Raw genomic sequence first — 21765 nt, 5'->3', positions numbered from 1 at the left:
CTTAATCTTAGATCTCGAAGGAATGACAATACTAGTTGAAGTTCATTTCTTCTTTAGCCTTCATCATTTCATTAAACTCTTCTCTAGAACCTACAATGATGTTTTCGTATTCTCTAACCCCTGTACCTGCTGGAATTCTATGTCCAACAATTACATTTTCTTTAAGTCCTTCAAGTGAATCAACTTTACCATTTACAGCTGCTTCGTTAAGAACCTTAGTAGTTTCTTGGAACGATGCTGCAGATATAAACGACTTAGTTTGTAATGACGCTCTAGTAATACCTTGTAATATTGGAGTTGCAGTAGCAGGACTAGCATCTCTTGCAGTAACAAGATTCTTATCTTCTCTACGTAAGCTAGAGTTTTCATCTCTTAAATCTCTAACCGTTACAATTTGACCAGATTTCAAGTTCTCTGAGTCACCAGCATCCTCAACCACTTTCATTCCGAAAATCTTATCGTTTTCTTCAATGAAATCTGATTTATGCACTAATTGATTTTCTAAGAATATTGTATCACCAGAATCAATAATTCTAACTTTACGCATCATTTGTCTTACCACAACCTCGAAGTGCTTATCATTAATCTTCACACCTTGTAAACGATATACTTCTTGTACTTCATTTACTAAGTATTGTTGAACCGCAGATGGGCCTTTAATGTTAAGAATATCGTTTGGTGTAATTGAACCATCAGATAATGGCATACCAGCTTTAACATAATCATTCTCTTGTACAAGAATCTGATTAGATAATTTTACTAAGTATTTTCTAACATCACCTTGCTTAGATTCGATAATAATCTCACGGTTACCACGTTTAATTTTACCAAATGAAACAACACCATCAATCGCACTAACAACAGCAGGATTAGAAGGGTTACGTGCTTCAAATAATTCTGTTACACGAGGAAGACCACCTGTAATATCACCTGCTTTAGACGATTTACGAGGTATCTTAACTAAAATCTTACCGATATCAATCTTATCACCATCATCAATCATAATGTGAGCTCCTACTGGTAAATTGTAAGAACGGATCGTTTCTCCTTTAGAATCTTCAATTAATAATGTTGGTATTAACTTCTTGTTTCTAGATTCTGAAATTACTTTCTCTTGGAAACCAGTTTGTTCATCAATTTCAACTTGATATGTCACACCTTGTTCAATGTTTTCATACTTCACTTGACCAGCAAATTCAGATATAATTACACCGTTATATGGATCCCAAGAACAAACTACATCGTCTTTCTTAAGCTTATCACCTGGCTTCACATAAATAAATGAACCATAAGGAATATTATTTGTACTTAAAATAATTCCTGTTTTAGCATCCATTAATTTTAACTCTGAAGTTCTAGAGATAACTACGTCAACCTCATTACCTTCATTGTCTTTAGATTTAACAGTTTTTAAATCTTCAATTTCAGCAATACCATCAAACTTAACAGTTAACTTATTATCTTCAGAAATGTTACCCGCAATACCACCTACGTGGAATGTACGTAATGTTAACTGTGTACCTGGCTCACCAATAGACTGAGCGGCAACTACACCAACAGCTTCACCTCTTTGTACTAGTTTCCCAGTAGCAAGGTTACGTCCATAACAATTAACACAAATACCTTTCTTAGCTTCACAAGTTAATGCAGAACGTACTTCTATAGAATCAATTGGAGACTCTCCAATTTTCTTAGCTATAGCATCATTAATATGACCACCTGCTTCTACTAATAACTCTTCAGTTAATGGGTTATAAACATCATTAAGTGATGTTCTACCAACGATTCTACCTTCTAAGTTTTCAACGATTTCTTCGTTTTTCTTAAGTGCAGAAACTTCGATACCTCTTAATGTACCACAATCCTCTTCGTATACAATTACATCTTGTGAAACATCTACCAAACGACGAGTTAAGTAACCTGCATCGGCTGTTTTAAGAGCCGTATCCGCAAGACCTTTACGTGCACCGTGAGTAGAAATAAAGTATTCTAAAATTGAAAGTCCTTCCTTAAAGTTAGAAAGAATTGGATTCTCAATAATTTCTCCACCAGCTGCTGTAGATTTTTTAGGCTTAGCCATTAATCCACGCATACCTGTTAACTGACGAATTTGTTCTTTAGAACCCCTTGCACCAGAATCAAGCATCATAAACACCGAGTTAAATCCTTGCTGATCTTCACGAATACGTTTCATTGACAATTCAGTCAATTCAGCATTTGTAGACGTCCAGATATCAATAACTTGATTATAACGTTCGTTGTTTGTAATAAGTCCCATGTTATAGCTACCCATAATACCATCAACCTGCTTGTTAGCAGCATCAATCATACCCTGCTTCTCCTTTGGAATAATAATATCACCTAAACTAAATGATAATCCACCTTGGAATGCAAACTTATAACCTTGAGTTTTAATTTCATCTAAGAAATCAGCTGTTTCAGGTACACTTGTCTTTTTAAGAATACCATGAATAATTTCTCTTAATGATTTTTTAGTTAAAACTTCATTTATATAACCAGCAGCTTCAGGAACTTTTTCGTTGAAAAGTACACGACCTACAGTAGTTTCTATAATTTGACTTGTTAACTCTCCTTCTTCATTAAAATCTTTTGTTCTAACTTTAATTCCTGCGTTTAAGTCAACTTTCTTCTCGTTGTAAGCAATATTTACTTCCTCTGGAGAATAGAATGTTAAACCTTCACCTAACACTTTTACCTCTGGAGTCGATTTTCTAAGTTTAGTCATATAATATAAACCAAGTACCATATCTTGAGAAGGTACAGTAACTGGAGAACCATTTGCAGGGTTCAATATATTATGTGAAGCCAACATTAAAAGTTGACATTCTAAAATAGCTTCTGGTCCTAATGGTAAATGCACAGCCATCTGATCACCATCGAAATCGGCGTTAAAAGCAGTACACACTAATGGGTGTAACTGAATTGCTTTACCTTCGATAAGTTTCGGTTGGAATGCTTGTATACCAAGTCTGTGTAACGTAGGAGCACGGTTTAAAAGAACTGGATGTCCTTTTAAAACATTCTCTAAGATATCCCAAACTACAGGTTCTTTTCTATCTATAATTTTCTTTGCAGATTTTACAGTTTTTACAATTCCTCTTTCAATTAGTTTTCTAATTACAAAAGGCTTGTAAAGTTCTGCTGCCATATCTTTTGGTAAACCACATTCGAATAATCTCAATTCTGGTCCAACAACAATTACAGAACGTGCAGAATAATCAACACGCTTACCTAGTAAGTTTTGACGGAAACGTCCTTGCTTACCTTTAAGTGAATCTGATAACGATTTTAATGGTCTGTTAGAATCTGTTTTTACTGCAGATGATTTACGTGTGTTATCAAACAATGAATCTACTGATTCTTGTAACATACGTTTTTCATTACGTAAAATAACTTCTGGTGCTTTTATCTCAACTAATCTCTTTAGACGGTTGTTACGGATAATTACACGACGGTATAAATCATTTAAATCTGAAGTCGCAAAACGACCACCATCTAAAGGCACTAAAGGTCTTAATTCTGGTGGAATTACAGGTACAGCCTTCATGATCATCCATTCTGGTCTGTTTTCTCTGTTTAAGTTTGAATCTCTAAACGCTTCAACAACTTGTAAACGTTTTAACGCTTCTGTTTTACGTTGTTTAGAGGTTTCGTTATTAGCTTTATGTCTTAAATCGTATGACAACTGATCTAAATCAATTCTAGCTAATAAATCGATAAGACACTCAGCACCCATCTTAGCGATGAATTTGTTAGGATCTGTATCGTCTAAATATTGGTTTTCTTTTTGAAGAGATTCTAAAATAGTTAAATATTCTTCTTCAGTTAAGAAATCCATTTTTTGAACTGGCTCACCTTCTGCGTTCATGGCAATACCTGGTTGAATAACCACATAACGCTCATAATAGATAATCATATCTAATTTCTTAGATGGTAATCCAAGAAGGTAACCTATTTTGTTTGGTAACGAACGGAAATACCAAATATGAGCAACCGGAACAACAAGATTAATGTGTCCTACTCTATCTCTACGTACTTTCTTTTCTGTTACTTCTACACCACAACGGTCACAAACAATCCCCTTGTAACGTATTCTTTTATATTTACCACAAGCACATTCAAAATCCTTTACAGGACCAAAAATACGCTCACAGAACAAACCATCTCTTTCTGGTTTGTGTGTTCGATAATTAATAGTTTCTGGCTTTAATACCTCACCTCGAGATGCTCCTAAAACAGATTCAGGTGACGCTAAACCAATAGAAATTTTGTTAAATTTCTGCACTGTATTTTTATCTTGTCTTCTTGCCATGTTATATTTTGTTATGTATGGGCAACTCGAAAGTTGCCCTTACATTATTCTTCTAATCTAATATCTAATCCTAAACCTTTCAATTCGTGCATAAGTACGTTGAATGATTCTGGAAGTCCTGGTTCTGGCATTGGCTCACCCTTAACGATAGCTTCGTAAGTTTTAGCTCTACCAATAACATCATCTGATTTTACAGTAAGGATCTCACGTAATGTACTTGATGCTCCATAAGCCTCAAGTGCCCATACTTCCATCTCACCAAAACGTTGACCACCAAATTGTGCTTTACCACCTAATGGTTGTTGCGTAATTAATGAATATGGTCCTATTGAACGTGCGTGCATTTTATCATCAATCATGTGACCAAGCTTAATCATATAAATTACACCAACTGTTGCTGGTTGATCAAAACGATCACCTGTTCCACCATCATAAAGATATGTATGTCCAAATCTTGGGATACCAGCTTCATCTGTGTAGGCATTAATTTGGTCTAAAGTAGCACCATCAAAAATTGGAGTTGCGTACTTTTTACCTAAATCTTTACCAGCCCAACCTAAAACGGTTTCATAAATTTGACCAATGTTCATACGAGAAGGTACACCAAGTGGATTTAATACAATATCAACCGGAGTTCCATCTTCTAAGAAAGGCATATCTTCTTGACGAACGATACGAGCAACAATACCTTTGTTACCGTGACGACCTGCCATTTTATCACCTACTTTAAGTTTACGTTTCTTAGCGATATAAACTTTAGCAAGTTTAATGATACCTGCAGGTAATTCATCACCAACAGAGATTGTAAACTTCTCACGTCTTAATGATCCTTGTAAATCATTTTCTTTAATCTTATAGTTATGGATTAGATCTGCAACAAGTTCATTTGTATGGTCGTCAGTAGTCCATTTTCCTGATGTTAAATGCGTATAATCATCTACAGCATTTAACATTTTTAATGTATACTTCTTACCTTTAGGAATAATTTCTTCTCCTAAATCATTATAAATACCTTGAGCTGTTTTTCCATTAACGATGTTGAATAATTTATCAACAAGAACATTTTTAAGATCATCGAATCTGTTATCGTAAACATCTTCTAACTTCTCGATATCTTCTTTATCTTGTGCTCTCTTACGTTTATCTTTTACTGCTCTAGCAAATAATTTCTTATCAATAACAACACCATTAAGAGATGGAGATGCTTTTAAAGAGGCATCTTTTACATCACCAGCTTTATCACCGAAAATAGCTCTTAAAAGTTTTTCTTCTGGTGTAGGATCTGACTCCCCTTTAGGTGTAATTTTACCAATTAAGATGTCTCCTGGCTTGATTTCCGCACCAATGCGAATCATTCCATTTTCATCTAAATCTTTAGTAGCTTCTTCAGAAACATTAGGAATATCATTAGTTAATTCTTCATTACCTAATTTGGTATCTCTAACTTCTAATGAATACTCATCGATATGAATAGATGTAAATACATCTTCTCTAACAACTTTTTCAGAAATTACAATCGCATCCTCAAAATTATACCCTTTCCAAGGCATAAAGGCTACTTTCATATTTCTACCAAGTGCTAATTCACCATTCTCTGTAGCATAACCTTCACAAAGTACTTGTCCTTTTTCAACTTTATCTCCTTTCTCAACGATTGGCTTTAAGTTAATAGACGTACCTTGGTTAGTCTTTCTAAACTTCACTAAAGGATACGTTTTAGTATCACTTTCAAAGCTTACCATAGCAGCTTCTTCAGTACGTTCGTATCTAATAGTTATTTTCTGAGCATCTACATACTCTACAGTACCAGCTCCTTCTGCATTTATTAATACTCTAGAGTCTGATGCTACTTGACGTTCTAAACCAGTACCTACAATCGGTGCTTCAGGACGTAATAAAGGTACAGCCTGACGCATCATGTTAGATCCCATTAATGCACGGTTGGCATCATCATGTTCCAAGAATGGAATTAAAGATGCTGAAATCGATGCAATTTGGTTTGGTGCAACATCAGTATAGTTAACGCTTGTTGGTTCAATAACAGGGAAATCACCTTCTTGACGAGAAATAATTTTATCTGCTAATATTTTACCATTTTCATCAACTTTAATAGTTGCTTGTGCAATTAGCATATCTTCTTCCTCTTCAGCACTAAGATATACCGGCGTATTTTTAATATCTACAACACCATCTTCAACTTTACGATATGGAGTTTCAATGAATCCCATAGCGTTCACTTTCGCGAAACAAGATAAAGAAGAAATTAAACCAATGTTTGGCCCTTCTGGTGTTTCAATAGGACATAAACGTCCGTAGTGTGTATAGTGAACATCACGTACTTCGAAACCTGCTCTTTCTCTAGATAAACCACCTGGTCCTAATGCTGAAAGACGACGCTTATGCGTAATCTCTGCAAGAGGATTCGTTTGATCCATAAATTGAGATAACTGGTTTGTACCAAAGAATGAATTAATTACAGACGATAAAGTCTTAGCATTAATTAAATCTATTGGAGTAAACACTTCATTATCACGAACGTTCATACGCTCACGAATAGTACGTGCCATACGTGCTAAACCAACACCAAACTGAGAAGATAACTGCTCACCTACTGTACGTACACGACGGTTAGACAAGTGGTCAATATCATCAATCTCTGCTTTAGAATTGATAAGCTCAATTAAATATTTTATAATAGTTATAATATCTAATTTGGTCAAAACTTGTTTGTCCATTCCGATATCTAACTGTAATTTTTTATTCATTCTATAACGACCTACTTCACCCAAAGAGTAACGTTGATCAGAGAAGAATAATTTATCAATAATACCACGTGCCGTTTCTTCATCTGGCGGCTCAGCATTACGTAGTTGACGGTAGATGTGCTCAACCGCTTCTTTTTCAGAGTTTGTTGGATCTTTCTGTAATGTATTATGAATAATTGCGTAATCTCCTTGCTGCGCACTTTCTTTATGTAAAAGAATCGTTTTTACGTCTGCTTCAAGAATTTCTTCAATATTGTCTTTGTCTATAATGGTGTCACGATCTAATACAATTTCGTTACGCTCAATAGATACAACTTCACCTGTATCTTCATCAACGAAATCTTCGTGCCATGTATTCAATACACGTGCAGCTAATTTACGACCGATAACTTTCTTTAATCCAGATTTTGAAACCTTTACTTCTTCAGCAAGGTCGAAAATCTCTAAAATATCTTTATCACGTTCAAAACCGATAGCACGGAAAAGCGTCGTAACTGGTAATTTTTTCTTTCTATCAATATAAGCATACATTACTTGATTGATATCAGTGGCAAATTCTATCCATGATCCTTTAAACGGAATTACTCTGGCAGAATATAATTTAGTACCATTAGCATGAAAAGACTGGCTAAAAAATACACCAGGTGATCTATGTAATTGAGAAACTACCACACGTTCTGCACCGTTGATACAAAATGTACCACTTGGAGTCATGTAAGGAATAGTACCTAAATAAACATCTTGAACGATTGTTTCGAAATCCTCATGTTCTGGATCCGTACAATACAATTTCAATCTTGCTTTTAAAGGCACACTGTATGTTAACCCTCTTTCAATACATTCTTCTATAGAATATCTTGGTGGATCTATAAAGTAATCTAAAAATTCTAATACGAATTGATTACGCGTGTCTGTGATTGGGAAGTTCTCCATGAAGGTGTTGTACAAACCTTCAGTACCTCTTTCTTCTGACTTTGTTTCTAATTGGAAAAAATCCTGGAAGGATTTAATTTGGATATCCAAAAAGTCTGGGTAATCTGTCCTATTTACAATAGAAGAGAAATTAATTCTTTCAGCCTTTTTTGCTAACATTGATGAACGAGATTTTATTAAATAAAAACTAAAAAATGTATATAACGTTTATATACACAAAAGGGTTTAGGTCTTAGAGTACGACTCCAGACCTAAACCTTGTATTGTTGAATGAGTAAGCTTACTTAAGCTCAACCTCAGCTCCTGCCTCTTCTAATTGAGATTTTAAAGCTTCTGCTTCGTCTTTTGTTACACCTTCCTTGATTGGACTTGGTGCATCATCAACTAATCCTTTAGCTTCTTTTAAACCTAAACCAGTTAATTCTTTAACTAATTTTACTACAGCTAACTTAGAAGCACCTGCTGCTTTTAAGATAACATCAAATTCAGTTTGCTCTTCAGCAGCTTCTGCACCTGCAGCTGGACCAGCCATAGCTACTGCAGCAGCAGCAGGCTCGATACCGTACTCATCTTTTAATATTGTTGCTAATTCATTAACTTCTTTTACTGTTAAGTTAACTAATTGTTCTGCGAAATCTTTTAAATCTGCCATTTTTCTATTGTTTAATAATGTGTGTTATAATATAATTTTCTATTGTGTAATTGCAATATTATCCTTCTCTTTCGGATAATGTTTTAACGATACCAGCGATTTTTCCACCACTAGATTTAAGCGCTGAGATAACGTTCTTAGCAGGAGACTGTAGTAAACCTACAATTTCACCTATAAGTTCTTCTCTTGACTTGATATCTACTAATGCATCTAATAAATCGTCACCTATGTAAACAGACTCCTCAATGAAAGCTCCTTTTAATAAAGGCTTTTCAGATTTTTTACGGAATTCTTTAATTACTTTAGCTGGTCCATTACCTGTTTCAGAATACATTACTGATGTATTTCCTTTTAAAGTTGTAGGTAAATCACCGAATTCTCTATCCGATGCTTCCATTGCTTTCTCTAAAAGTGTATTCTTTACAACCGCTAACTTTATATTAGCTTTAAAACAGGCTCTTCTTAAGTTTGAAGTTGCTACTGCATCTAATCCAGAAATATCAGTTAAATAGATATTTGTATTATCTGCTAATTGAGCAGTCAACTCTTCAATTACTTGGGATTTTTCTTCTCTTGTCATAATATTCTAAGTTTAACTACTATCCTATTTTTGTATCCACTGCTATACTTGGGCTCATTGTACTAGACATATAAATGCTCTTTACATAAACACCCTTTGAAGCAGTTGGTTTTAACTTCATAATTGTAGATAATAATTCTTGAGCATTCCCAATAATCTTATCAGTACTAAACGATGCTTTACCTATTGGTGCATGTACAATACCTGTTTTATCTACTTTAAAATCTATCTTACCAGCTTTTACTTCTGCAACTGCTTTAGCTACATCCATAGTTACTGTACCTGTCTTAGGGTTTGGCATAAGACCTCTCGGTCCTAATACTCTACCTAATGGTCCTAACTTACCCATAATGCTTGGCATAGTAACGATAACGTCAACATCTGTCCAACCTTCTTTTATTTTCTGTAAGTATTCATCTAACCCAACGTAATCAGCACCTGCTTCTTTAGCTTCTGCTTCTTTATCTGGAGTTACAAGTGCAAGAACCTTCATGTCTTTACCTGTACCGTGTGGTAATGAAACTACACCACGTACCATTTGATTGGCTTTACGTGGATCTACACCTAATCTGATTGCTAAATCGATAGAAGCATCAAACTTTGTGTATGTAATTTCTTTTAGTAAAGCTGAAGCTTCTTCTAAAGAGTAAACCTTGTTATTATCAACCTTTGCTCTTGCTTCTTTTTGCTTCTTTGTTAATCTTGCCATTTCTAAAAATTTAGTTTGGAGCTTCTCCTCCTTTAACAGTGATACCCATCGATCTTGCTGTACCGGCAACCATTTTCATAGCTGATCCGATTTCAAAGGCATTTAAATCTACCATCTTGTCTTCAGCAATCGCTTTTACTTGATCCCAAGTTACTTTTGCTACTTTACGTCGGTTTGGTTCTCCTGATCCTTTCTTTACTTTGGCCGCTTCTAATAATTGTACTGCTGCTGGTGGAGTCTTGATTACAAAGTCAAATGATTTGTCTTTGTAAACAGAGATTGCCACAGGTAAAACTTTACCTTGTTTATCTTGTGTTCTAGCATTAAACTGCTTACAGAACTCCATGATATTAACCCCAGCGGCACCTAAAGCGGGTCCTACCGGTGGCGATGGATTCGCAGCACCTCCCCGAACTTGTAGCTTAACTACTTTGTCTATTTCTTTTGCCATTTCTTAATGTTTATTACGCCTATCTATATTGGAAGCATAGATAATACGCTCTTTATGTAACAATTATTAAACTTTTTCTACTTGCATATAACTTAACTCTAATGGTGTTTTTCTTCCAAAAATCTTCACCATTACTTCAAGCTTACGCTTTTCTTCATTAATCTTCTCGATTGTACCATCAAATCCATTGAATGGACCATCGATAACTTTAACAGTTTCACCTTTTGTAAATGGAATTGCTACATTAGCATCTGCCTCTACAGACAACTCATCTACTTTACCTAACATTCTGTTTACTTCAGATTGTCTTAACGGCACAGGATCACCACCTTTTGTTTCACCTAAGAAACCGATAACATTTGTAATCGATTTAATAATGTGAGGAATTTCACCACTTAAATTGGCTTGAACCATTATATAACCAGGAAAATAAACTTTTTCCTTGTTAATTTTTTTTCCGTTACGGATTTGTATTACTTTTTCGGTTGGGACTAAAACTTGATCCACAAAATCTTCTAAACCTAATCTTGAAATTTCATTTTCAATATACGTTTTGATTTTATTTTCTTGACCGCTTACCGCTCTAACAACATACCATTTTTTATCAGACATACTCTCTTCTTGTATAATTGTTAGTGAATCATATCAAAGTAAGCTTTTACTGCTCTACTAAAAACAGTATCCACTCCCCAAATAGCTAAAGAAAATATAATTGAAAACACAGCTACAATCACTGTTAATTTTTGAGCTTCTGGCCATGGTGTCCATGACACATTGTTCTTTAACTCTCCAAACGATTCTTTTATATATGTTATTAATCCTGCCATTTGATTATTACTTTTATTAAGGATTAAAAAATAATCCAATTCTATTATTTTGCACGGGTTGAGAGACTCGAACTCACGACACCTGGTTTTGGAGACCAGTGCTCTACCAACTGAGCTAAACCCGTATTTACATTTTGCCCTATTAATCCGATAACCCTCGGAAGAGGCAAACCTGTAAACAATAATCAAGGCGTCCCGAAATATCGAGACACCTTAATTAAATATTTTAACTATATAGTTTAGTCTAAAATCTCAGTAACCTGACCAGCACCAACTGTTCTACCACCTTCACGGATAGCGAAACGTAAACCTACGTTCATTGCAATTGGTTGAATCAACTCAACAGTAATTGTTAAGTTATCACCTGGCATTACCATTTCAACTCCATCAGGAAGCATAATGTTTCCAGTTACATCAGTTGTACGAACGTAAAACTGTGGACGGTAGTTATTATGGAATGGTGTGTGACGACCACCTTCTTCTTTTTTAAGAACGTAAACCTCAGCTTTAAATTTAGCATGTGGTGTTACAGAACCTGGCTTAGTAATTACCATACCTCTAGAGATTTGAGACTTCTCAATACCTCTTAATAAGATACCAGCATTATCACCAGCTTCACCTCTATCTAATATTTGACGGAACATTTCGATACCAGTAATAGTAGATGTTAATTTCTCAGCACCCATACCAATAATCTCAACAGGATCACCTGTGTTAGCTACACCAGTTTCAATACGACCAGTTGCAACAGTACCACGACCAGTAATAGAGAATACATCTTCGATTGGCATTAAGAAAGGCTTGTCCATATCACGAACTGGCTCTTCAATCCAAGCATCAACTTGATTCATTAACTCTAATACAGTATCAACCCACTTTTGCTCACCGTTAAGTGCACCTAAAGCAGAACCTGCTACTACAGGACCATTATCACCATCATATTCGTAGAATGATAATAAATCTCTGATTTCCATTTCAACTAACTCTAATAACTCTTCATCATCAACCATATCCACTTTATTCATGAATACAACCATACGAGGAATACCTACCTGACGACCAAGTAAGATATGCTCACGAGTTTGTGGCATTGGACCATCTGTTGCAGCAACAACTAAAATAGCACCATCCATTTGAGCAGCACCAGTAACCATGTTCTTTACGTAATCCGCGTGACCTGGACAGTCAACGTGAGCGTAGTGACGATTATTAGTTGCATATTCTACGTGTGAAGTATTAATTGTAATACCTCTTTCTTTTTCTTCCGGTGCATTATCAATTTGATCAAATGATCTTGCTTCAGAATAACCTGCATCAGCTAATACTTTAGTAATAGCAGCAGTTAAAGTTGTTTTACCGTGATCTACGTGTCCAATAGTACCTATGTTTAAGTGTGGTTTTGAACGATCGAAAGTTGCCTTTGCCATGTTTAATTTATTTTAATCTTATTATATTATTAGTGTTCAATTGTATTCTAAATCTATTCTTAGAAAAAAGAGCCAATGACGAGAATTGAACTCGTGACCTCTTCCTTACCAAGGAAACGCTCTACCCCTGAGCTACACCGGCATTTCATTTACGATTACCGATTGGTTAGATTTACGAAGTGAAAATCACGCGTCTTAATTCGCAAATTTTAGAGCGAGAGACCGGGTTCGAACCGGCGACATTCAGCTTGGAAGGCTGACGCTCTACCAACTGAGCTACTCTCGCATTCTTAATTAATCTTACTTAATTAATGGTTTTCAATATTTCAAACTTAATCGCTTCGCTGTGCGTGTTGATTAAGGTAAACAAATTTCAACTTTTAGTTCAGCAAAGATATGTCTTTTATTAACTAATTGTAAAAATATTTTGTGGGGAGAGCAGGATTCGAACCTGCGAAGACGTAGTCAGCAGATTTACAGTCTGCCCTCGTTGGCCGCTTGAGTATCTCCCCAAAACTTTAAATTCAATATTTCAAAATTTATCAGCTAATTCTATTACTAAAATCAACCTCTAAAAGAGCCGATGGAGGGACTCGAACCCACGACCTGCTGATTACAAATCAGCTGCTCTAGCCAGCTGAGCTACATCGGCCTTTTTTTACTTTATCAAGGTCAAAAACTGACCATAAAAAAGTCCGCTATTTCTAACGGACTGCAAATGTAAGACTTTATTTTACTATTCAAAACATTTTTTAAAAAAAATTTAACTATGTGCCCTTAATTTTTCTTTTCGCTTTTTGATTTGCCTTCCTAATGAGGCAATTGCGGCATCTGCTCCTTCCTCAAAAGATTTACATTGTTTCTTCACCACGAAGCTATCTCCAGGTACACTAAGCTTAACTTCGAAGATTTTATTCTCTTTATCGCTTGTGTTTTCAACTTTGAGATATACATCGGATTGAATTATTTTATCATAGAACATATCTAGCTTATCCATTCGTTTCTGAATGAACTCAATTAACTTGCTATCTGCTGTGAAATTTACGGATTGAGTGTTTACTTTCATTTAGTTTATTTTAAATTAAACATAAGTATTAGATGATTTGATCTAACACGGATTTGTAAAAATTAAGCTGTGCTTAACTTTGGTTTCTGGGATGAGCCTTGGCGTGTACTTTTTTTAACTCGGCAATACTATTGTGTGTATACACTTGAGTTGCTGCCAAACTAGTATGTCCAAGAAGTTCCTTTATTGCATTTAAATCTGCACCTTGGTTTAGTAAGTGCGTTGCAAACGAATGTCTTAATACATGAGGGCTGCATTTTGCTTTCGTAGATGCTATACTAAAATACTTATTTATTATTCTGTAAACAAGCTTTTCGTAAATTTTAAGTCCTTTTTTTGTTAAAAACAAAACCTCCCTATCCTCGATACTAATTAATTCGCTTCTATACGTTAAATAGCGCTTTAAAGATTTCGTTATAGAGCCAATTAAAGGAACATAGCGTTCTTTATTTCGTTTACCAATAACTTTTATTTGATTGTTCCCTGTATCGATATCAGATAACTTCAAATTTACAAGCTCTATACGTCTAATCCCTGTGGCATAAAACAACTCTATAATCAAATGATTTCTGGCACTTTCAAAATCATCGATATTAATAGCATCTTCTAAAACTAATTTTAATTCTTGTTCCGAAAACGGAAGTTGAACCTTCTTCCCTACTTTTAAAGCTTTATGTTTTTTTAAAGGGTTGACATTAATATCTTCAGTTTTTAGTAAGAATTTATAATACGTATTTAGTGATGATACTTTTCTGTTAATCGTTCGGTTAGTAATTTTACTATCTACCAACGCAACAATCCATTGTCGTAATTCAGAATAACCTACTTGAGCTACATTTTGTGAATCGTGATACTTATTTAAAAAATCTTGAAAACTTTCAATATCTCGTGTATAAGCTAATACTGTGTGCTTAGAGTATGTCTTTTCTAATAATAAATAATCTGAAAACGATTGAAGGCTCATTAAACTTGTTTGACGAATTTTAAATATAACCATTAACTTCTACTTATATTGAATAAGAACAAAAAAAAATCCTGCCGAATAGCAGGATTTTAAATTTTATAATTATTACACCGTTACGTCGATGGCTTATAATCTTTATTGTCAATTACCATTTTAGCAAAATTGAAAACAATTTTCGCTATACTGATAATTAGAAATTTTAAGTTGATGGTTTATAATCTTTATTGTCAATTACCATTTTAGCGATAATTTCTTTCAAAATTTCAGACGTTCCTCCACCAATTGGCCCTAAACGACTATCTCTTGACATACGCGCTAAAGGGTATTCTTCCATATAACCGTAACCTCCTAAAAATTGAAGACACTGGTAAATAACATCATCGGCCATTTTTGTGGATTGTAATTTAGACATTGTAGCTTCTTTTACCACATAGTCTCCCATATCTAAACGCTTAGCGACATAATAGTTAAATTGCTTACAAATTTCCATTTGTGTTTCACAATCCGCATAGGTATGTCTTAAAGCTTGAAATTTATCAATAGTTCTTCCAAAAGCTGTTCTTTCAGACATATATTGTTTTGCATATTCTAGTGCATATTGCGCTCTTGCATGAGAATTAATTCCCATAATTAAACGTTCTAAGGCAAAATGTTGCATAATATAAGGAAAACCAAGATTCTCTTCTCCCATTAAGTTTGAAGCTGGAATCACTACATTATCAAAAGCAATCTCACCAGTATCAGAAGCTCTCCAACCTAACTTATCTAATTTCGTAGCAGAAATACCAGGAGTATCTCTATCCATCACAAAAATACTAATGCCTTTATTTCCTAATTCAGGACTAGTTTTAGCCGCCACGACTAAATAATCACTATAAACACCATTTGTGATAAAAGTTTTAGAACCGTTAATAACATAGGTATCACCTTTTTTAACAGCCGTTGTACGCATACCTGCAACATCGCTTCCTCCAAAAGGCTCCGTAATACAGAGACAACCTATGGCATCACCTAATGCGCTGGGTGTAAGATATTTTTCTTTTTGCTCGTGATTTCCTTCTTTGTTTAAGTGTGTCATCGCTAAATAAGCATGTGCCCACATAGCTGCTGCAAATCCACCAGAGTTGATACGTTGCATTTCTTCAAGAAAAATCACTGTGTAAAATAAATCTAAATCTAATCCACCATAAGCTTCCGGTGTTGCAAGACCAAAATACCCCATATCACCAAACTTCTTCCAGATGAAACGTTCTATGTGACCCGTTTCTTCCCATTTATCAATATGTGGCACCACTTCTTTTTGCAAGAAACTCCTGAGGCTTTCTCGGAATAAATTGTGCTCTTCTGTGAAATATAAATTAGACATAAATTAGTGTTTATTAAAGATGCAAATATAGCTTAATTATCTCGAATTTTTGGACAGGAAAATCTTCTACTTTTGTTAAATCCTCTAAAGATTTAAAGCCATCTCTTAAAGTTCGTTCTTCAATAATATGATGCGCTATTTCATAATCTATATACTGAATAGTCACTAGCTCATCTCTTGTTACCGTGTTGAGATTAAACTTTTTAATTGTTCTTGGCGTTTTTACCGTGAAGTCATTTTGAATACGCTCAATAACTTCTGGAGATAAACCATAAACTTCACTCAACTGCACATCTGCAATAAAACCACCGTTAAATTTATTGCGATAGGTAATAATTCGTTCAGACAGTTTCTCTCCTACTCCATAGATTTTCTTTAATTGAGCTGCCGTTGCTGTATTTAAATCTACTTTTTGATCAAATGTTTTTGGTTTTGTGTTACTTGAATAAGAATTTGAAACCCCTTGAGTTTTTGGTTTGGGATTCGTTACCCACTCTGGAAATTTAAAATACGGAGAAATAGTTTCTAAAAAGGAATCCGAAACTTTCGTGACCTGTTGAAACTGTTTGGCAGAATTCACCCATTGATTTGCGTCTCTAAATTTATGAAGCCTTTCAATTTCTTCATTGGTCATCCCTAAAGTATAACCTTTATAATCTGTAATGTAATTGGGATTGAAAGGATAGATTTTTGGTTTACTATTCTCTAATTCAACTAAACGAAGCGAATCTAATTCGTTTATAAAAGCGTCTAATTGATTTTGATTTACTGCTAGGTCTTTATTAGAGGTCGCAAAAATATCAGGAGCAAACCAATATACACATTGACCAATGAGTATAATTACTAACAATAAAAAAATCCCATTCCGTTGTTGATTAGAAAACTGGAAATGGGATTTCATATGAGATTATTTTTTTAGTTATAATATTTCATTTAGATCATCTGCACCTTCTTCAATAGCATCATTCTTTACATTAATCGCTTTGTAGTATTTCTTTAATTCCATTTTAATAACTGGTGACAATATTATCACACCAATTATATTCGGCACTACCATTGCAAAAATCATAGCATCAGAGAAATTAATAACAGCACCTAAACTAATTGACGCTCCTACCACAACAAAGAATAAGAATAAGATTTTATAAGCCAAGTCAGATATTTTACCCTTTCCGAATAAAAACACCCAACCTTGCATACCATAGTAAGACCAAGAAATCATAGTTGAAAATGCAAATAATATCACTGCAATCGTAAGTATGATTGAGAAATGTGGAATTACAGAATCAAAAGCCGTAGCTGTAATTTCTACACCCTCTGTAATTTCAACTCCATACTCCATGAAACCACCATCAAAATTAGTGATTACAATTACTAAAGCGGTCATTGTACAAATTACAACCGTATCTACAAACGGCTCTAAAAGTGCCACAATCCCTTCGGATGCTGGATATTTAGTACGAACAGCTGAATGTGCAATTGCCGCAGAACCAACACCTGCTTCGTTAGAGAAAGCACCTCTTCTAATACCTTGAATCATTACACCTACAAGTCCACCTGCTATTCCTAGTCCTGAAAAAGCTCCGTGATAAATCAATGCAAAAGCATCATCAATTAAGCTAAAATTAGCTCCTAATATGATTAAGGATGCCAATACGTATATTCCTGCCATAAACGGTACTACTTTTTCAGTCACCTTAGCAATACGCTTAATTCCACCAATAATTACAATCGCAACAAGTACTGCCATAACAATACCGAAATACATACCTGCATTAGACGCTGGATCTAGATCAAATACTTTAACAAATTGTGCAGCAGCTTGATTAGCTTGGAACATGTTTCCACCTCCAAAAGATCCACCTATAACAAATATCGCAAACAATACAGCTAGGACTTTACCAAAACCACCCATTCCTTTAGCTCTTAAGCCTTTGGTTAAGTAGTACATTGGACCACCATAAACAGTCCCATCTTCACCAACATCTCTATATTTTACACCAAGTGTACATTCTGCAAATTTTGAAGCCATCCCTAATAAACCAGCAACAATCATCCAAAATGTAGCACCAGGACCACCAATAGATAAAGCGACAGCAACACCAGCAATATTACCCAAACCTACAGTGGCAGATAATGCCGCTGTTAAAGCCTGAAAGTGTGACACTTCTCCGTCAGCACCATCATCTCTCATGGTCTCAATTATATTCTCACCTTCATTTGCAGTATTATCATCATATAAAGTATCTGCACCATGCTTTTCAATATCTTCATACTGGCCTCTAACAACTCTAATAGCCATCCTAAAACCAGTGACATTGATAAATTTAAAGTAAATCGTAAAAAACAATGCTCCACCAATTAGTACGATAAGTACCCAAGGAATTTTATAAGTTTCTGAAAATTGAATTTCATAAAAAATAGCATCAACAAACCAGCCAGTGTAATCCTTGAAAATAGCATCAATTTTTTCGGAAGTTGTTTCTTGCGCGAAAGTCAAAAAGGGTAATAAAATTGTAAAAATTGATAGAAGATATTTCTTCATGAGTTGTAGTTATTAGTTAGTTTTAAGGTTAGTTATTGCATTTTAAAGATGACAAGATGCAAAAAAAAATTGAGCTTGTAAAGTATCGCCTCATAAAATGAATGTATTAATTATTCAATATTGTACTGAGAATTCAATTTTATAATCTGTTCTGTACGTCCTAAAACAATGATTTTTGAGCCAGGAATCAATTCTGTATCTGCTTCAGGATTTACTATATATTCTCCTTTATCATCCTTAAATCCTATGACTGTACAGCCTGTCTTTTTACGTAAATCTAAGTCCCTTATTGTTTTAACTTCATTCATATTATAAAGTTGTTCTACTTTAACTTCTTCAATATTAATGTTACGCTCCCCTATAATACCTAAATTATCGATAAACTCTACCAAATCTGGAATCACCACTAAAGATGCCATGTGATCTCCTCCAATTTTATCTGGTAAAATAACATTGTTGGCACCTGCTAATTTTAGCTTATTGTACGACGTTTCCTCTGAAGCTCTACTTATAATAGATAGCTTTGCATTAATCTGCCGAGCTGATAAAACCACAAATAAATTATCTGCATCATTTGGCAAGGCGCAAATTAGCGTACTTGCTTTTTCGATACCAGCTGCAAAAAGGGTTTCATCTTCGTTGGCATTCCCTTCAATAAACGTAATTGCATCGTCTTGAAATTTCTCAATAATATCCTTATTACGTTCTATAATAACGAAAGATTTTCCGTAATCACTTAACTTTTTTGCTGCTTGTTTACCGTTTCGACCATAACCACAAATAATGATATGATTAGTCATTGCATCAATTTTCTTTTGCATCCTACGTTGTTTTATGTCTTCCATATTATTTCTACTAAGAATATAATCGGTTATTATAGAAATGGCATAACCTACAATTACTACACTGGTTAAAATTAAAAAAATTGTGAAAATCTTAGAAGCGGGATCGAGAGGTATTACTTCGGCAAAACCGACAGTTGTTACCGTAATCACTGTCATATAAACAGCATCCAGCCATAAATACCCCGAAATAAATCTATAGCCTAATATACCGATACAAAGCAACAAAACCAGCATCATTATGGCTGTGTAGATCTTAGATCTATAAAGTTTTAATAACGGATTATCCATATTACATCAACAAAATTATAAATCGAAAACTGAAGACCGTTTTGTATAAACGATATCTTTAATACGCATCCAAAAGGCTAAGAATAAATAGAGTGCAAATCCAAAACCTACAGTAACAAACGTAAGATATATAAAAGAAGTTCTTACAATTTTCGCTCTAATCCCCAAACGATCTGCTATACGTTGACAAACGTAATAGCCACGTTTTTGAAAATATAATAAAAGGTTATAGAACCAATTCATGAGTTAAATCTATTGTTTAATATAGGACACATGCTGCAAGTTACTTAATTTTCACGATAAAGCTATTACCAATGGCACATTGTAAACACTTATTTTTATCACAATACTGATGTTTCAATTGCAGTAAAGCCTGAGAATTTAAAGCGTTTTTCTCAAAAGTTTTTAAGTCTAAAAATTTAGAAACAATACTATTGCTTTCCATTTTCAGCTCTTTTAAAAGCTTAAAAACATCTTCTTCAATTGACTTCCCTTGTGCCTTAGCATAGCTGAATTTCAATGGAATAAGTGTATTTATAATTAATAAATCTATAAAAGACTTAGTTATTCCTTTCTTAAAAGGTTTTGAAGATTTGGCAAATGTATAATGCGTCATCCAAAACTGCGTCACTCCTTTGTCAAAAAATTTATAAAACGCATCTAGCGTATTTAAATCCATCACTTTTGAAAACAAATTTGGCTCTGAATTATACAAATTAGCAAATTGAGATAAACGTATGGTTGGAAAATTTGGCGGTCTTAATCTAAAAAATTGCAACGGTAAAACCCCATTGCTATCTAGATTAAATTTTCGTTTCAATAATCCATACCGCTCTTTAAGGCCTATAAAATAAATGTCTTCAATAGTGTTTTCTTCTAGCAAACCTGATTGTCCAAAAAATAAAGCCTCTAGGTTTAAAACGTCATTTTGCAATTTTCTTATTATAGAAAAATCAAATGAATTGGCTAAACTTAAGAACGGCTCTCCATTCACTTTTAACCCAAAGTTTTTCAATAGCATTTTAAATAATACCGCTTCCCAATCGTTATTAGAGGATTCTAATAAGTGCTGAATTGTTTCTGATTTTTGCTCTAAGCGTTCTATATACAAACGCTCTAACCAATTATTAAGTAGAAAAGCATCAACCTCATTGAAATCAGACTCACAATTAATCCACGATTTTGATTGCATCAGTTTTTGATACTTATGAAGTAAGGTTTTATCAACATAGTGCTTTAGTTCTAAAGTCGGAATTTCAGAATTATCTTGCCTAAAAATTTCGGTATCGTACTCCCAAACTACATGAAGAATAACATTATCGTAGGCTTTATCCGTTTCATGACTGTGTACATACCAATCTGAAGATTTAATATGAATCTCTACATTACCAGCCCAAAGCTGATTAGCAATGCTTAATTGCGCATTAAAGAAATCTGGACCAGCATTATGATTGTGTTGACCTAAATTAGTTATAACAATAGACTCATCTTTCGTTGTTTTTAACAAAGATGAATTAAAGGCTTTATGTTTCCATATGTAATGAAGGAAGTCTTCTTGCATATAGCTAAAATAAAATTTATACCACAAAAAACATAAATTAATCTTAAATCACTTTTAATCACGACTCCTATACCCCTAGAAGGGTTCCAAATTCAGGACAAATATTTGGTAAAATAATCCAAACATGCATAAAAAACATAATTATAAAAAGTAATCCTATAATTAAAGAGTGGCTAATATAAACCTCATCATCTCCTTCTGGTTTAATTTTGGGCTATAATAACCCAAAACACCCCGTTGCAAATAATAAGAAAGGTACACCTGAAAAACATACAAGAAAGAATAACGAGAACTCATTTTTTAGAACACTATAAAAGAGATACTCAATTACTAAGGATAGAATTATTAAAACCCAATAGATTTTTTTGTGTGACTTATTTTTAGAAGTTTTCATAAAGCATTAATTTTTATTCCTCTAAGATAATTTACATTAAGCACTTTGAAAATGACTTA

Annotated in this window: 17 protein-coding genes and 5 tRNA genes; all 22 read right to left on the bottom strand. The window is 34.2% G+C overall.

Features of this window, described 5'->3' with window-relative positions:
• Window positions 1-31: 31 nt before the first annotated feature.
• Complete coding sequence (rpoC, locus tag BLT80_RS14085) at window positions 32-4333, bottom strand: DNA-directed RNA polymerase subunit beta' (RefSeq protein WP_092469067.1); 4302 nt, start codon at window positions 4331-4333, stop codon at window positions 32-34.
• A 44-nt stretch (window positions 4334-4377) separates the two neighbouring features.
• A complete protein-coding gene (rpoB, locus tag BLT80_RS14080; protein ID WP_092469065.1) occupies window positions 4378-8190 on the bottom strand; it encodes a DNA-directed RNA polymerase subunit beta in 3813 nt (1270 codons plus the stop codon).
• A 121-nt stretch (window positions 8191-8311) separates the two neighbouring features.
• Entirely contained in the window at window positions 8312-8683 is a 372-nt protein-coding gene (gene rplL / locus BLT80_RS14075) for a 50S ribosomal protein L7/L12 (RefSeq protein WP_020896669.1), read from the bottom strand.
• Between the two features lie 58 nt (window positions 8684-8741).
• Window positions 8742-9263 carry a 50S ribosomal protein L10 gene (rplJ, locus tag BLT80_RS14070; protein WP_092469063.1) on the bottom strand — a complete coding sequence of 174 codons (522 nt, stop codon included), beginning with the start codon at window positions 9261-9263 and terminating at the stop codon, window positions 8742-8744.
• Window positions 9264-9282: 19 nt separating this feature from the next.
• On the bottom strand, window positions 9283-9972 hold the full coding sequence (gene rplA / locus BLT80_RS14065; RefSeq protein ID WP_092469061.1) for a 50S ribosomal protein L1: 690 nt from the start codon (window positions 9970-9972) through the stop codon (window positions 9283-9285).
• 10 nt (window positions 9973-9982) lie between these two features.
• Window positions 9983-10423 (bottom strand): 50S ribosomal protein L11, encoded by a 441-nt coding sequence (rplK, locus tag BLT80_RS14060; RefSeq protein ID WP_020896666.1) that lies wholly within the window; start codon window positions 10421-10423, stop codon window positions 9983-9985.
• Window positions 10424-10489: 66 nt separating this feature from the next.
• Window positions 10490-11035 (bottom strand): transcription termination/antitermination protein NusG, encoded by a 546-nt coding sequence (gene nusG, locus BLT80_RS14055; protein WP_092469059.1) that lies wholly within the window; start codon window positions 11033-11035, stop codon window positions 10490-10492.
• Window positions 11036-11055: 20 nt separating this feature from the next.
• Complete coding sequence (gene secE / locus BLT80_RS14050; protein WP_092469057.1) at window positions 11056-11250, bottom strand: preprotein translocase subunit SecE; 195 nt, start codon at window positions 11248-11250, stop codon at window positions 11056-11058.
• Between the two features lie 52 nt (window positions 11251-11302).
• Window positions 11303-11375: transfer RNA gene (locus BLT80_RS14045), tRNA-Trp, on the bottom strand.
• Between the two features lie 114 nt (window positions 11376-11489).
• Window positions 11490-12677, bottom strand: a complete 1188-nt coding sequence (gene tuf, locus BLT80_RS14040) for an elongation factor Tu (RefSeq protein WP_092469055.1) — start codon at window positions 12675-12677, stop codon at window positions 11490-11492.
• A gap of 70 nt (window positions 12678-12747) precedes the next feature.
• A tRNA-Thr gene (locus BLT80_RS14035) sits at window positions 12748-12819 on the bottom strand.
• Window positions 12820-12890: 71 nt separating this feature from the next.
• Window positions 12891-12963: transfer RNA gene (locus BLT80_RS14030), tRNA-Gly, on the bottom strand.
• 144 nt (window positions 12964-13107) lie between these two features.
• Window positions 13108-13189, bottom strand: a tRNA-Tyr gene (locus BLT80_RS14025).
• A gap of 66 nt (window positions 13190-13255) precedes the next feature.
• Window positions 13256-13329: transfer RNA gene (locus BLT80_RS14020), tRNA-Thr, on the bottom strand.
• Between the two features lie 111 nt (window positions 13330-13440).
• Complete coding sequence (gene hpf / locus BLT80_RS14015) at window positions 13441-13743, bottom strand: ribosome hibernation-promoting factor, HPF/YfiA family (RefSeq protein ID WP_092469053.1); 303 nt, start codon at window positions 13741-13743, stop codon at window positions 13441-13443.
• A 73-nt stretch (window positions 13744-13816) separates the two neighbouring features.
• Window positions 13817-14707, bottom strand: a complete 891-nt coding sequence (locus BLT80_RS14010) for a tyrosine-type recombinase/integrase (protein ID WP_092469269.1) — start codon at window positions 14705-14707, stop codon at window positions 13817-13819.
• Between the two features lie 199 nt (window positions 14708-14906).
• Window positions 14907-16073, bottom strand: coding sequence for an acyl-CoA dehydrogenase family protein (locus BLT80_RS14005; RefSeq protein ID WP_092469051.1), 1167 nt, complete (start codon window positions 16071-16073; stop codon window positions 14907-14909).
• Window positions 16074-16086: 13 nt separating this feature from the next.
• Window positions 16087-16974 (bottom strand): ComEA family DNA-binding protein, encoded by an 888-nt coding sequence (locus BLT80_RS14000; protein WP_092469049.1) that lies wholly within the window; start codon window positions 16972-16974, stop codon window positions 16087-16089.
• Window positions 16975-16992: 18 nt separating this feature from the next.
• On the bottom strand, window positions 16993-18618 hold the full coding sequence (locus BLT80_RS13995; RefSeq protein WP_092469047.1) for an alanine/glycine:cation symporter family protein: 1626 nt from the start codon (window positions 18616-18618) through the stop codon (window positions 16993-16995).
• A gap of 110 nt (window positions 18619-18728) precedes the next feature.
• Window positions 18729-19751 (bottom strand): potassium channel family protein, encoded by a 1023-nt coding sequence (locus BLT80_RS13990; RefSeq protein WP_092469045.1) that lies wholly within the window; start codon window positions 19749-19751, stop codon window positions 18729-18731.
• A 15-nt stretch (window positions 19752-19766) separates the two neighbouring features.
• The gene (locus BLT80_RS13985) at window positions 19767-19994 is read right to left on the bottom strand and encodes a PspC domain-containing protein (protein WP_020896655.1); all 228 of its coding nucleotides are present in this window, start codon (window positions 19992-19994) and stop codon (window positions 19767-19769) included.
• A 40-nt stretch (window positions 19995-20034) separates the two neighbouring features.
• Complete coding sequence (locus tag BLT80_RS13980; RefSeq protein WP_092469043.1) at window positions 20035-21312, bottom strand: DUF2851 family protein; 1278 nt, start codon at window positions 21310-21312, stop codon at window positions 20035-20037.
• Window positions 21313-21765: the final 453 nt, after the last annotated feature.

Source organism: Winogradskyella thalassocola (assembly GCF_900099995.1).
GTDB classification, from domain to species: Bacteria; Bacteroidota; Bacteroidia; order Flavobacteriales; family Flavobacteriaceae; genus Winogradskyella; species Winogradskyella thalassocola.
Note: the sequence above shows the minus strand (reverse complement) of the source record. Positions and strands in the feature narration are given on the sequence as shown.